Here is a 15,339-nt window from a genome sequence, read left to right as displayed (position 1 = left end):
AGATGACTCATGTCGGGCGATGACCGGCTGCGTGACTACCTGCGCAGGGCCACCGCGGATCTCCAGGAGACCCGGCGGCAGCTGCGCGAGGTGACGGAGCGGGCCCGGGAGCCGATCGCGATCGTCGGCATGGCCTGCCGGTACCCGGGCGGGGTGGCCACCCCGGAGGAGCTGTGGACCCTGGTGGCGGACGGTCGGGAGGGCTTCTCCGGCTTCCCGACCGACCGGGGCTGGGACGTGGACGCGCTCTACGACCCGGACCTGTCCCGCCCGGGAACCAGCTACGTGAACCGTGGCGGGTTCCTGGAGAGCTCCGGCCAGTTCGACGCCGACTTCTTCGGGATGAGCCCGCGCGAGGCCACCGCCACGGACCCGCAGCAGCGGCTCATCCTGGAGACCTCATGGGAGGCCCTGGAGCACGCCGGCGTCGACCCGTCCGGGCTGCGGCGCAGCCGTACCGGGGTCTACGTCGGGGTGATGGCCCCGGACTACGCGATCGGCTACGGCCGGGACGTGCCCGAGGCCGAGGGCCTGCTCAGCACCGGATCGCACGGGAGTGTGGTGTCGGGGCGGGTGGCGTACGCGTTCGGCCTGGAGGGGCCGGCGGTGTCGGTGGACACGGCGTGTTCGTCGTCGCTGGTGGCGTTGCACCTGGCGGCGCAGGCGCTGCGTTCGGGCGAGTGCGATCTGGCGCTGGTCGGCGGCGTGACCGTCATGTCCACGCCGGAGACGTTCACCGAGTTCGCCCGGCAGCGGGGGCTGGCCCCGGACGGCCGGGTGAAGGCGTTCGCCGACGCCGCGGACGGCACCGCCTGGGGCGAGGGCGTCGGGGTGCTGGTGGTGGAGCGGCTTTCCGACGCCCGCCGCAACGGGCACCGGGTGCTGGCGGTGGTGCGCGGCAGCGCGGTCAACCAGGACGGGGCGTCGAACGGGCTGACCGCGCCGAACGGTCCTTCCCAGGAGCGGGTGATCGCTCAGGCGTTGGCCGCTGCCGGGTTGGTGTCCGCGGACGTGGACGTGGTCGAGGCGCACGGTACGGGGACCGCGCTGGGCGATCCGATCGAGGCGCAGGCGCTGCTGGCCACGTATGGGCGGGGGCGGCGGTCGCCGTTGTGGCTGGGGTCGGTGAAGTCGAACCTGGGGCACACGCAGGCGGCGGCCGGCGTGGCCGGTGTCATCAAGATGGTCATGGCGATGCGGCACGGGCTGTTGCCCAAGACGCTGCACGTCGATGCGCCGTCGTCCAAGGTGAACTGGTCCGGTGGCGCGGTGGAGCTGCTGATCGAGGCCCGGCAGTGGCCGCGGGTCGAGGGGCGGCCGCGTCGGGCCGGGGTGTCGTCGTTCGGGTTCAGCGGCACCAACGCCCATGTGATCTTGGAGGAGCCGCCGCCTGCCGAGGAGCCGTCGGTTGAGGAGGCGTCGTCAGGCCCGGCCGTGCCGGTGCCGGTGCCTGTGGTGGTGTCGGCCAAGAGTGAGGCGGCGTTGCGGGCGCAGGCCGGGCGGCTGGCCGGGTTCGTGGCCGAGCATGGTCAGGTCGATGTGCTGGATGTGGCCGTCGCGTTGACCCGGAGGGCCGGCCTGGAGCATCGAGTGGTGGTGCCGGTCGCGGCTGCGGACCGGGAGGGTCTGCTGGCCGGGTTGCGGGCGCTGGCTGCCGGTGAGCCGGCGGCTTCGGTGGTGCAGGGGCGGGTGCGGCCGGGCCGGGTCGCGGTGGTGTTCTCCGGTCAGGGTGCTCAGCGGGCGGGGATGGGTCGTGAGCTTTATGCGGCTTTCCCGGTGTTCGCCCGGGCTTTTGATGAGGCTTGTGCGCTCCTAGAGGCGGAGTTCTCCGCCGCCGATGTCGCAGGGGACCTGCGGGAGATCATTCTCGGCGAGCGTGGTGCCGATGGGGTGCTGGATCAGACGGTGTTCGCGCAGGCGGGGCTGTTCGCTTTTGAGACGGCGTTGTACCGGTTGCTGGAGTCGTTCGGGGTCCGGCCTGATTTCGTGGCCGGGCATTCGCTGGGGGAGATCAGCGCGGCGCATACGGCCGGGGTGCTGGATCTGGCGGACGCGTGCCGGTTGGTGGCGGCTCGTGGCCGGTTGATGCAGGCGTTGCCGGCTGGTGGCGCGATGGCGGCGATCGGCTGTGGCGAGGACGAGATCGCCCTCGTGCTGGCGGGGCTCGACCGGGTGGCTGTGGCTGCGGTGAACGCGCCGGGCGCGGTGGTGGTCTCGGGTGCGGCCGGTCAGGTGGATCAGGTCGTGGAGTGGGCGCGGGAGCGCGGGTATCGGACGCGGCCGTTGCGGGTGTCGCACGCGTTCCACTCGCCGTTGATGGAGCCGATGCTGGCCGAGTTCGCCGCGGTGGCGTCCTCGCTTGCGTTCCACCCGCCGGCCGTGGCGCTGGTGTCAGGGGTGAGCGGGCAGCTCGCCGGGCCGCAGATCACCGAGCCCGGCTACTGGGTGGAGCACGTACAGCGGCCGGTGCGGTTCGCCGACGTCGTCACCACCCTGCGCGGGAACGGGGTCGGCTGCTTCCTGGAGGCCGGTCCGGACGCCCAGCTGACCCCGATGATCGAGCAGACCCTCGCCTATGAGGACGGCGAAGAGCCCTCCGTGGTGGCCCTGCTGCGCCGCGACCGGGACGAGACCGCCCAGCTGGTCGCCGGGCTGGGCCAGGCCTGGACGTTGGGCACCGGTGTGGATTGGACCGCCTGGCCGGCCTGGGCCACCGGGGCCGGAAGGGCCGGCGCCCGCATCGGCGATCTGGACCTGCCCACCTATGCCTTCCAGCGGCGGCATTACTGGCTGCTCCCGCCGGGCCGTCCGCAATCGGGTGGAGCCGCCGGCACCGACCGGCCTTCCTTGTTCGAAATGGCGTGGCGGCAATTAAGAACGGCATCGGCACCCCTCGGTGCGGCGGACGCCAGTGACACACTCGTCATCGACGCCACCGACGGAGCCCAGGACGCCGGCGATGTGATCGAACGGGTGCGTAGCGCTCTGCGTACGGTCCTGGGCGACTTGCAAGGCTGGTTCACCGAGGGGGACCCGCGGCCGGTGGCGGTGGTGACCCGGGGCGCGATCGCCGTGGCCGACGGGGAGACGCCGGACCCGGCGCAGGCGGCGGTCTGGGGTCTGGTGCGGTCCGCCCAGTCGGAGGAGCCCGGCCGGATCACCCTGATCGACCTCGACCCGGAGCCGGGAGGCGCGCAGGCCGCTCTCGGTGAGGAGGAGGCGTCGGCGAGTGCTGTGCTGGCCGCCGTCGACGGTGGTGAGGACGGCCTTGCGGATGAGGTGCGGGCCGCGCTGGCTTGTGGCGAGCCGGAGGTGGCGCTGCGCGGCGGCGGGTTGTGGGTGCCGCGGTTGTCGCATGTGGAATCTGTCGATCCGGATGGTGGAGCTTCCTCGTCGCCCTTGGAGGGCGAGGAGGGCGTGGCGGCTTGGCCGGTCGATGGGACCACGCTGATCACTGGTGGCACCGGTGGGTTGGGTGCGCTGGTGGCGCGGCATCTGGTGGCTGAGCATGGTGTGCGGCGGCTGGTGCTGGTCTCCCGGCGTGGTCTGGATGCCCCTGGGGCTGCCGAGCTGCGTGAGGAGCTGGCCGGGCGGGGTGCCGAGGTCGCCGTCGCCGCCTGTGACGTGGCCGATCGGGATGCGCTCGCCGTGCTGCTGGAGGACATTGCCGACCTGTGTGCCGTGGTGCATGCGGCGGGGGTGGTCGATGACGGGGTGATCACGTCGTTGTCGGTTGAGCGGGTGGAGTCGGTGCTGCGGCCGAAGGTGGACGCGGCCTGGCATCTGCACGAGCTGACCCGTGATTCCGGTCTGGCTCGGTTCGTGGTGTTCTCCTCGCTGGCCGGGGTGGTGGATGGGGCCGGGCAGGGGAACTACGCGGCGGCCAACGCCTTCGTCGATGCTCTGGCGGTGGCGCGGGCGGCTGCTGGCTTGCCGGCGGTTTCGCTGGCGTGGGGGCCGTGGTCGGAGGAGCGGGGCATGGCCGGCCGCGTCAGTGCGCGGGATGAGGCGCGGATGCGGGCGGCGGGGCACATCTCGTTGACCGCGGGGCAGGGCCTGGCCTTGCTGGACGCCGGCCTGGAAGCCGGCCAGCCGTTTTTGGTGTCGGCGCGGTTCGATCCCGCCGCGCTGGGCCGGCGTGGCGATCTGCCGGCTCTGTTGCGTGAACTTGCGGGTCCTGCCGCGCGTCCCGCCGCCCCTTCCGAGGCCTCGGCCGATGACGCGGATGGTGGGGTGCGGCCGGTGGTGGCGGAGCTGGCGCATCTGTCGGCTCAGCAGCGGCAGCGGCGGTTGCTGGACGTGGTCTGCGGCGAGGCGGCGGCCACCCTCGGCCATGACAGTGCTCAGGCCATCGATGCCGACCGGCCTTTCCAGGAGTTCGGGTTCGATTCGCTGACCGCGGTGGAGCTGCGTAACCGGCTGCACGCGGTAACGGGGCTGCGGCTCACTCCCACGCTGGTGTTCGATCACCCCACTCCGCGTGCGCTGGCCACGCACCTGGACGCGGCCCTGTCGGGTACCGTGGCCCGCCGCCCGGTCCAGGCCGCCCCGTCCAATGGTCCTGCTGGTGATCCGATCGTGGTTGTCGGGATGGCTTGTCGGTTCCCCGGCCAGGTCACCAGCCCCGAGGACCTCTGGCAACTGCTGATCGACGACCGTGATGGCATCACGGGTTTCCCCACCGACCGAGGCTGGAACCTGGGATCGCTGTTCCATCCGGATCCCGACCATGCGGGAACGTCGTACGTACGCACTGGTGGGTTCCTGTCCGGTGCCGCCGACTTCGACCCGGAGTTCTTCGCGCTCAGCCCCCGCGAAGCGGTGGCGATGGATCCCCAGCAGCGGCTCATCCTGGAAACCTCGTGGGAGGCCCTGGAGCACGCCGGCATCGACCCAGCCGGACTGCGCGGCACCCCGACCGGGGTGTTCGCCGGAGTCATGGCCAACGACTACGGTTCCGGCGCGGTCGCCACACCGGAGGCCGAGGGCCTGGTGGCCACCGGAACACAGGGGAGTGTGGTTTCCGGGCGGGTGTCGTACGCGTTCGGCCTGGAGGGTCCGGCGGTGTCGGTGGACACGGCGTGTTCGTCGTCGCTGGTGGCGTTGCATCTGGCGGCGCAGGCGTTGCGTTCGGGTGAGTGTGATCTGGCGCTGGCCGGTGGCGTGACGGTGATGGCGACGCCGGATGCGTTTGTGGAGTTCTCGCGGCAGCGGGGTCTGGCTGCTGATGGGCGGTGTAAGTCGTTCGCCGAGGCGGCTGACGGTGTCGGCTGGGGCGAAGGCGTCGGTGTGCTGGTGGTGGAGCGGTTGTCGGACGCTCGCCGCAATGGGCATCGGGTGCTGGCGGTGCTGGCCGGTAGCGCGGTCAACCAGGACGGGGCGTCGAATGGGCTGACCGCGCCGAACGGTCCTTCTCAGGAGCGGGTGGTCGCTCAGGCGCTGGCGGCCGCTGGGCTCACGCCGGGCGATGTGGACGTGGTCGAAGCGCACGGTACGGGAACGGCGCTGGGCGACCCGATAGAGGCCCAGGCGCTCTTGGCCGCCTATGGCCAGGACCGGCAGTCGCCGTTGTGGCTGGGGTCGGTGAAGTCGAACCTGGGTCACACCCAGGCGGCGGCCGGTGTGGCCGGTGTGATCAAGATGATCCTGGCGATGCGGCACGAGCTGCTGCCCAAGACACTGCACGTCGATGCGCCGTCGTCCAAGGTGGACTGGTCCGGCGGCGCGGTGGAGCTGCTCACCGAACCCCAGCCTTGGACGCGCGCTGCGGACCGGCCGCGTCGGGCGGGAGTGTCGTCGTTCGGCATCTCCGGCACCAACGCCCACGTCATCCTGGAAGAACCGCCAGTTGAAGAGCCATCGGCCGTCGGCACTGTGCGGGACGATGAGGAGCCCACGCAAGAGCGAGCGGCCATCCCCGACGCAGTCTCCGAAGACACTGTCGCGCTTCCGGTGGTGGTGTCGGCCAAGAGCGAGGCGGCGTTGCGGGCGCAGGCCGACCAGCTGGCCGGGTTCGTGGCTGAACACGACGAGGTTACTCCGGTGGAGGTGGCGGCCGGGCTGACGCGCCGGGCCGCGCTTGAGCACCGGGCGGTGCTGCCGGCAGCGGACCGGGAGGAGCTGCTGGCCGAGCTACGAGCGCTGGCGGCTGGGGAGTCGGCAGCTGCGGTCGTGGGCCGGGTGCGGCCGGGCCGGGTGGCGGTGCTGTTCTCCGGTCAAGGTGCCCAGCGGCCCGGGATGGGCCGCGGCCTGTATGCGGCTTTCCCGGCGTTCGCCCGGGCTTTTGATGAGGCGTGTGCGCTCCTGGAGGCCGAACTCGATACCGCAGGGAACCTGCGGGAGATCATCCTCGGCGAGCGTGGCGCCGATGGGGTGCTCGATCAGACCGTGTTCGCGCAAGCCGGGCTGTTCGCCTTCGAGACGGCGCTGTACCGGCTCCTGGAATCACTAGGGGTCCAGCCCGACTTCGTGGCCGGGCATTCACTGGGCGAGATCACCGCCGCGCACGTGGCCGGGGTGCTGGATCTCGCGGACGCGTGTCGGCTGGTTGCCGCTCGCGGCCGGTTGATGCAGGCGCTTCCGGCTGGTGGCGCGATGGCGGCGATCGGCTGCGGTGAAGACGAGATCGCCCTCGTTCTGTCCGGGCTCGACCAGGTGGCTGTGGCTGCGGTGAATGCGCCGGGCGCGGTGGTGGTCTCGGGTGCGGCCGGTCAGGTGGATCAGGTCGTGGAGTGGGCGCGGGAGCGCGGGCATCGGACGCGGCCGTTGCGGGTGTCGCACGCGTTCCACTCGCCGTTGATGGAGCCGATGCTGGCCGAGTTCGAGCAGGTCGTGTCGGGGCTGACGCTGCGGCGGCCGGAGATGGCGCTGGTGTCGAACGTCTCGGGTGAGCTGGCCGGTGAGGAAGTCATCGAGCCCGGCTACTGGGTGGAGCACGTGCGGCGGCCGGTGCGGTTCGCCGACACCATCACCACCCTGCGCGAGCACGGAGTCAGCTGCTTCATCGAGGCCGGCCCGGACGCGCAGCTCACCCCCATGATCGAGCAAACCCTCATCGACGACGAGCCCTCGGTGGTGGCGCTGCTGCGCCGCGACCGCGACGAGACCACCCAACTGGTCACCGGACTGGGCCAAGCCTGGACCTGCGGCACCGCCGTGGACTGGACCGCCTGGCCGACCGGGCCGGCCAACGCCCGCACCGGCGATCTGGACCTGCCCACCTATCCCTTCCAGCACCGCCGCTACTGGCTGCAGTCGGCTCCATCCGGCGACCCGGCCGCGCTCGGCCAGACGGCCGCCGATCATCCGATCCTGGGTGCGGTGGTGGAACAGCCCGACGGCGGCGCCATCCTGACCGGCCGGTTGTCGGCCACGGCCCAGCCCTGGCTGGCCGATCACGCCATCAACGGCACCGCGATCCTGCCCGGCACCGCCTTCGTCGAGCTCGCCCTGCGCGCCGGCGACCAGGTGGGCTGCCCGGCCATCGACGAGCTCACCCTGCACACTCCGCTGCCCATCCCCGACACCACCAACGACACCAGCGGCGGCGTAGTCGTACAGATCACCGTGACCGGACCGGACGAAGACGGCCGTCGTCAGATCGGCATCCACTCCAAGGACGAGCGCGGGAACTGGACCCGGCACGCCACCGGCACCCTCACTCCGACCCCCTTCATGCCCGCCGACCTGCGCCACGCCTGGCCACCGCCAGACGCTCAGCCGCTGGAGGTCGCCGGCCTGTACGACCGCCTGGTCGATCACGGCTACGGCTACGGCCCCGCCTTCCACGGTCTCACCAACGCCTGGAGACACGGCGACGACCTCTACGCCGAAGTAACCCTCCCCGAAGCAGCCGGACAAACAGCCCGATACGGCCTGCACCCCGCCCTCTTCGACGCGACGACCCACGTGGTGCTGCTGGCCGGAGAGGACGCCGGGGAGGGCGTCCCGCTGATCCCGTTCAACTGGAACGGCGTCACCCTGCACGCCATCGGAGCCACCGCGCTGCGCGTACGGCTGCACCCGGAGCCGGATGGCGGGTTCCGGCTGGACCTGGCCGACCCCACCGGACGGCCGGTGGCCACCGTGGAGACGGTGGCGTCCCGGCCGGTGGCCGAGACGGATCCGTCGGCACCGACCGCGGCGTCGGTGGCGCGCTGGCTCACCGAGGTCGTGTGGCGACCGCTGACCGGAGCCTCCACCGGCGAAGGGGGAGAGCCGGCGCTGCGTGACGGCACCGTCGTCGTGGACGCCACCGGCGACGACGACGCCGGCGACCTGCCCGACAGGGTACGGCGCCGCGTCGCAGCGGTGCTGGCGGAGCTCCAGGACCGGCTCGCCGAGGAGGATGAGCGACCGGTGCTGGTGGCCACCCGGGGCGCGGTCGCCGTGGCCGACGGAGAGACGCCGGACCCGGCGGGCGCGGCGGTCTGGGGATTGGTACGTGCGGCCCAGCAGGAACACCCCGGCCGGATCACGCTGGTCGACCTGGAGCCGGCGCGCACGGGAGGGCCCGCCGCACTGGAGAGCCTGGCGCTACCCGGCGACGAGCCAGAAGTGGCCATCCGCGATGACCGGACATGGGTACCCCGGCTGGAGCGCGCCCGCCTCGGCGAGGAGTCCGGAACGGCCTGGCCGGTCGATGGGACCACGCTGATCACTGGCGGCACTGGTGGGTTGGGTGCGCTGGTGGCCCGGCATCTGGTCGCCGAGCACGGCGTGCGGCACCTGCTACTGGTCTCCCGCCGTGGTCTGGACGCCCCCGGCGCGGCCGAACTCCGTGACGAGCTGGTCGGCCAGGGTGCTGAAGTGATGGTCGCCGCGTGTGATGTGGCCGATCGGGATGCTCTGGCCGTTCTGCTGGAGGAGATCCCCGACCTGCGCGTTGTGGTGCATGCGGCGGGGCTGGTGGATGACGGGGTGATCGGTTCGTTGTCGGCTGAGCGGGTGGAGGGGGTGTTGCGGCCGAAGGTGGATGCGGCCTGGCATCTGGATGAGTTGACGCGTAAGCGGGATGTGGCGCGGTTTGTGGTGTTCTCTTCGCTTGCGGGCACGTTGGGCGCGGCGGGGCAGGGGAACTACGCGGCGGCGAATGCTGCGTTGGATGCGTTGGCGGTGTCCCGGGTTGGGGCTGGTTTGCCGGCGGTTTCGCTGGCGTGGGGTGTGTGGGATGCCGAGGAGGGGATGGCCGGTCGGTTGTCCGATCGGGAGCGCGAGCGGATGGTGCGGGAGGGTTTGATCCCGCTGTCGGCTGGTGTGGGTCTGTCGGTGCTGGATCGGGTGGTGGCCGAGGGTCGTCGGGGTGTGGTGGTGGCGGCCGGTTGGTCGTTGGGGACGTTGCGTGCGGGGTCGGCGGAGCGGTTGCCGGCGTTGTTGCGTGATCTGGTGGGTGTGCGTCGCAGGGCCGCGGCGGATGCTCCGGTGGGCGGTGGCTCGTTCGCCGAGCGGCTGGCCGAGTTGCCTGCCGCTGAGCGCCAGGCAGCGGTCATGGAACTCGTACGCGCACAGGCCGCCGCCGTGCTGGGGTACGGCGCGGCCGAGTCGGTCCCGGTGGACCGGGCCTTCCAGGAGCTGGGCGTCGACTCGCTCATGGCAGTGGACCTGCGGAACCGGCTGGGCCGGGCGGTCGGCCTCACCCTGCCGGCGACGCTGATCTTCGACCACCCGTCGGTGAAGGCGCTGACGGAGTTCGTACTGCGCCGGCTGGTGGGCGGGCAGGCCGACCAGCGGAGGACGCGGCGTCCGGCGGCGGTCACCGACGATCCCGTCGTGATCGTGGGGATGGCCTGTCGTTATCCGGGTGGGGTGGATGACCCGGAGCGGTTGTGGCGGTTGCTGGTCGACGGTGTGGACGCGGTGGGTGGCTTCCCGGGTGATCGTGGCTGGGATGTCGCCGGTCTTTATGATCCGGAGCCGGGGAAGCCGGGGCGTAGTTATGCGCGGGAGGGTGGGTTCCTGTACGGCGCGGCGGAGTTCGATCCGGCGTTCTTCGGGATCAGTCCGCGTGAGGCGGCGGAGATGGATCCGCAGGAGCGGCAGTTTCTGGAGGTGTGCTGGGCGGGGCTGGAGCGGGCGGGGATTGATCCGACGTCGCTGCGGGAGAGCAGTGCCGGGGTGTTCGCCGGGGTGATGTATCACGACTATGCGCCGTCGGGCACGGGTGGGGCCACGATCTCGGGCCGGGTGGCGTACACGTTGGGCCTGGAGGGGCCGGCGGTGTCGGTGGACACGGCGTGTTCGTCGTCGCTGGTGGCGTTGCATCTGGCGGCGCAGGCGTTGCGTTCGGGTGAGTGTGATCTGGCGCTGGCCGGTGGCGTGACGGTGATGGCGACGCCGGATGCGTTTGTGGAGTTTTCGCGGCAGCGGGGGTTGGCTGCTGATGGTCGGTGCAAGTCGTTCGCCGAGGCGGCTGATGGTGTCGGCTGGGGCGAAGGCGTGGGCGTGCTGGTGGTGGAGCGGTTGTCCGACGCCCGCCGCAACGGGCACCAGGTCCTGGCGGTGCTGCGCGGCAGCGCGGTCAACCAGGACGGTGCCTCCAACGGGCTGACCGCGCCGAACGGTCCTTCTCAGGAGCGGGTGATCGCTCAGGCGCTGGCTTCGGCGGGGATCGGTCCCGCGCAGGTGGACGTGGTCGAAGGACACGGCACCGGCACCGCGCTGGGCGACCCGATCGAGGCCCAGGCGCTGCTGGCCGCTTACGGTCAGGACCGGCAGTCGCCGTTGTGGCTGGGATCGGTGAAGTCGAACCTCGGCCACACCCAGGCAGCGGCCGGGGTCGCCGGCATCATCAAGATGATCCTGGCGATGCGGCACGGCGTGCTGCCTAAGACACTGCACGTGGACGCGCCGTCGTCCAAGGTGGACTGGTCGGGCGGGGCGGTGGAGCTGCTGACCGAACCCCAGCCCTGGACACGCGCTGCGGACCGGCCGCGTCGGGCGGGAGTGTCGTCGTTCGGCATCTCCGGCACCAACGCCCACATCATTCTCGAAGAGCCCCCGGCCGAGGACGAGCCGCTCTCGAGGGACCCGTCGGGCGAGCAGGACGGCCGCCCGGCCACAGCGGCCGAGGGCGACCCTGCGGTCTCGCCGGTGACGGTCCCTGTGGTGGTGTCGGCCAAGAGCGAGGCGGCGCTGCGGGCGGCGGCCGGCCAGCTGGCCGGATTCGTGGCTGAGCACGACGAGGCAAGTCCGGTGGAGGTGGCGGCCGGGCTGACGCGCAGGGCCGCCCTGGAGTACCGGGCGGTATTGCCGGCGACTGACCGGGAGGGTCTGCTGGCCGAGCTGCGAGCGCTGGCCGCCGGTGAGCCGGCGGCTGCGGTCGAGGGCCGGGCGCGGCCGGGCCGGGTGGCGGTGCTGTTCTCCGGTCAGGGTGCTCAGCGGTCGGGTATGGGCCGCGAGCTGTATGCGGCTTTCCCGGTGTTCGCTCGCGCCTTTGACGAGGCGTGTGCGTTGCTGGAGGCCGAGTTCTCCGCCGCCGATGCCGCAGAGGTGGTGAGCGGCCTGGCCGGTGGTGTGCGCCTACGGGAGATCATCCTCGGCCAGACCGACGGGTCTGAGGCTGCCGCGTCTGGCACTGCTGCTGGTGGCGTGCTGGATCAGACGGTGTTCGCGCAGGCCGGGCTGTTCGCCTTCGAGACGGCGCTGTACCGGCTGCTGGAATCGCTGGGAATCCGGCCTGACTTCGTGGCCGGGCATTCGCTGGGTGAGATCAGCGCCGCGCACGTGGCCGGGGTGCTGGATCTGGCGGACGCGTGCCGGTTGGTGGCCGCTCGCGGCCGGCTGATGCAGGCACTGCCGACCGGCGGCGCGATGGCCGCGATCGGCTGCGGCGAAGAAGAAATCGCCCCCGTGTTGGCCGGGCACGACCAAGTGGCTATCGCGGCGGTGAACGCGCCCGGCGCGGTCGTGGTCTCCGGCGCCGCCGACCAGGTGGAACAGGTCATCGAATGGGCACGGCAGCAGGCTCACCGCACCCGGCCGTTGCGAGTGTCGCACGCGTTCCACTCGCCGCTCATGGAGCCGATGCTGGCCCAGTTCGAGCAGGTCGTAGCGGGGCTGACCTTGCGGCGTCCGAAGTTGGCGCTGGTGTCGAACGTCTCGGGCGAGCTGGCCGGCGAAGAGATCACCGAGCCCGGCTACTGGGTGGAGCACGTGCGGCGGCCGGTGCGGTTCGCCGCTACCGTCGCCACCCTGCGCGGGCACGGGGTCGGCTGTTTCCTGGAGGCCGGTCCGGACGCCCAGCTCACCCCGATGGTCGAGCAGACGCTAGCCCACCACGAAGACGGTGACGCCGGCAGTGCTGACGGCGATGACCCCACGGTGGTGGGGTTGCTGCGGCGCGACCGGAACGAGACCGCTCAACTGGTCGCCGGACTGGGTCTGGCCTGGACGCGTGGCCTCAGCGTGGACTGGACCGCCTGGACCACCGGGAACGGATCGGCCGGCACCCGCATTCGCCATCTGGATCTGCCCACCTATCCCTTCCAGCACCGCCGTTACTGGCTGCACACGGCTCCGGCTGGGGACCCGGCCGCGCTTGGTCTGGGTGCCGCTGATCATCCGATCCTGGGCGCGGTGGTGGAGCAGCCCGACGGTGGCGCCATCCTGACGGGGCGGTTGTCGGTCGCCGCTCAGCCGTGGCTGGCCGATCATGCCATCAACGGCACCGCGATCCTGCCCGGCACCGCCTTCGTCGAGCTCGCCCTGCGCGCCGGCGACCAGGTCGGCTGCCCGGCCATCGACGAGCTCACTCTCCACGCCCCGCTGCCCATCCCCGACAGTGATGGCACCACTCTCCAGATCATCCTGAGCCCACCCGACGAGGACGGCCGGCACCAGATCGGCATCCACTCCAAGGACGACCACGGGAACTGGACCCGGCACGCTTCCGGCACCCTGACCCCCATCCCCAGCGTTCCCGCCGACCTGCTTCACGCCTGGCCGCCGCCGGACGCCCAGCCGCTGGACGTCACCGGCCTGTACGACCGGCTGGTCGATCACGGTTACGGCTACGGCCCCGCCTTCCACGGCCTCACCCGCGCCTGGGAACACGGCGACGACCTCTACGCCGAGGTCTCACTGCCGACCGACGTCGCAGATCCCTCGGGCTTCGGCGTGCACCCCGCGCTGCTCGACGCGGCGATGCACGTCGGCATGCTGGCCGGGCAGGACGCCGGACAGGAAGAGGCCGGTCCGCTGATCCCGTTCAACTGGAACGGCGTCGCCCTGCATGCCGCCGGTGCCACCTCTTTGCGGGTGCGGCTGCGTCGGCTGGAGGGCGAAGCGGTCACCCGGCTGGACGTGGCCGACTCGTCCGGTCGCCCGGTGGTGTCGGTGGAGGAGCTGACCGCGCGACCGCTGACTCCCGAGCAGTTGAGCGGCGCGATCCCGGACAGGTGGCTGTACGAGGTGGCCTGGCGGCCGCTGGCGACGAACGAGCGTGAGGCCGCCGCCGGGGCGCTGGATGTCACGATGCTGGATGCCGCTTCTGCGGTGGGAGCGGGATCTGCTGCCCGAGGTGCGGGGGCTGGTGACGGCAGGGCGGTGGACGGTGACGTACCAGTGCGGGTACGGCGGGCCGTCGGACACGTGCTGGGTGAGTTGCAGACCTGGCTGGCCGAGGGCGACACGCGGCCGATGGTGGTGGTGACCCGAGGCGCGGTGGCCGTGGCCGATGGCGAGGTGCCGGATCCGGCGCAGGCGGCGGTCTGGGGCCTGGTACGGGCCGCTCAGGCGGAGGAGCCTGGCCGGATCACCCTGATCGACCTCGACCCAGAGCTCGAAGGCGCGCAGGCGAGTGCTGTTCCGGTCACCACGGACGGCGGCGAGGACGGCCTTCAGGGCGGTGTGCGTACCGCGCTGGCACTTGGCGAGCCGGAGGTGGCGCTGCGCGGCGGCCGGCTGTGGGCGTCCCGGATGACGCACATCGCATCCCCCGGTGGAGCCTTCCCCTCGCCAGGGGCTGCCGGCCAGGATGCCGACGTCGTGTGGCCGGTCGATGGGACCACGCTGATCACTGGGGGCACCGGTGGGCTGGGTGCCCTGGTGGCCCGGCATCTGGTCGCCGAGCACAGCGTGCGGCATCTGGTGCTGGTCTCCCGCCGAGGCTTGGACGCGCCTGGCGCGGCCGAACTCCGCGACGAGCTGGCCGGCCAGGGTGCCGAGGTGACGGTTGCCGCGTGTGATGTGGCTGACCGGGATGCTCTGGCCGTTCTGCTGGAGGACGTCGCCGACCTGCGTGCGGTGGTGCATGCGGCGGGGCTGGTGGATGACGGGGTGATCGGTTCGTTGTCGGCTGAGCGGGTGGAGGGGGTGTTGCGGCCGAAGGTGGATGCGGCCTGGCATCTGGATGAGTTGACGCGTAAGCGGGATGTGGCGCGGTTTGTGGTGTTCTCTTCGCTGGCGGGCACGTTGGGCGCGGCGGGGCAGGGCAACTACGCGGCGGCGAACGCTGCGTTGGATGCGTTGGCGGTGTCCCGGGTTGGGGCTGGTTTGCCGGCGGTTTCGCTGGCGTGGGGTGTGTGGGATGCCGAGGAGGGGATGGCCGGTCGGTTGTCCGATCGGGAGCGCGAGCGGATGGTGCGGGAGGGTTTGATCCCGCTGTCGGCTGGTGTGGTTCTGTCGGTGCTGGATCGGGTGGTGGCCGAGGGTCGTCGGGGTGTGGTGGTGGCGGCCGGTTGGTCGTTGGGGACGTTGCGTGCGGGGTCGGCGGAGCGGTTGCCGGCGTTGTTGCGTGATCTGGTGGGTGTGCGTCGCAGGGCCGCGGCGGATGCTCCGACCGGCGGTGGCTCGTTCGCCGAGCGGCTGGCCGACTTGTCTGCCGCTGAGCGCCAGGCAGCGGTCATGGAACTCGTACGTGCACGGGCAGCGGCCGTGCTCGGCCACGACACGCCCGCGTCCGTGCCGGTGGATCAGGCATTCCAGGAGCTGGGCGTCGACTCGCTGGCGGCGGTGGAGCTGCGCAACGGGCTCGGTTCCGCGCTGGGGCTCCGGCTACCGACCACCTTGGTGTTCGACCATCCATCGGTCCGGGCGGTCGTCGACTACCTGATCAAGCGGATCGCGCCGAAGACCGACGGCGGGGGTCACGGCGCCGCCAACGGCCGGGACGAGACGGCGATCCGCGCAGCGCTGCAGACCGTGCCGCTGGCGACACTGCGCGCCGCCGGGCTGCTGGACGCGCTGCTGGAGCTCGCCGGAGCGCACCCCGAGGGTACGAACGGAGCCGCAGCCCCGGACGAGACGGCGGACCTCGACGCGATCGACGAACTGGACGCCGAAAGCCTGATCAGGATGGCCCTGAACAACGGGGAACCGGATGACGAGATCGAGGAGGGCTGA

Annotated in this window: 1 protein-coding gene; it reads left to right on the top strand. The window is 71.7% G+C overall.

Going from position 1 to position 15,339, the window contains the following annotated elements; translation table 11 throughout:
- The first annotated feature begins 9 nt into the window (after positions 1 to 9).
- Positions 10 to 15,339 (top strand): SDR family NAD(P)-dependent oxidoreductase, encoded by a 15,330-nt coding sequence (locus ACBR40_RS10290; RefSeq protein ID WP_371248495.1) that lies wholly within the window; start codon positions 10 to 12, stop codon positions 15,337 to 15,339.

Origin of the sequence: Nonomuraea sp. AD125B, assembly GCF_041402765.1 — a bacterium.
In the GTDB taxonomy this organism is placed as follows: domain Bacteria; phylum Actinomycetota; class Actinomycetes; order Streptosporangiales; family Streptosporangiaceae; genus Nonomuraea; species Nonomuraea bangladeshensis.
This window is presented reverse-complemented; position numbering and strand designations above follow the sequence as displayed.

What these genes read in the sequence shown, in the direction of transcription:
- ACBR40_RS10290 (WP_371248495.1), top strand. Translation starts at nt 10, where the DNA reads ATGTCGGGCGATGACCGGCTGCGTGACTACCTGCGCAGGGCCACCGCG.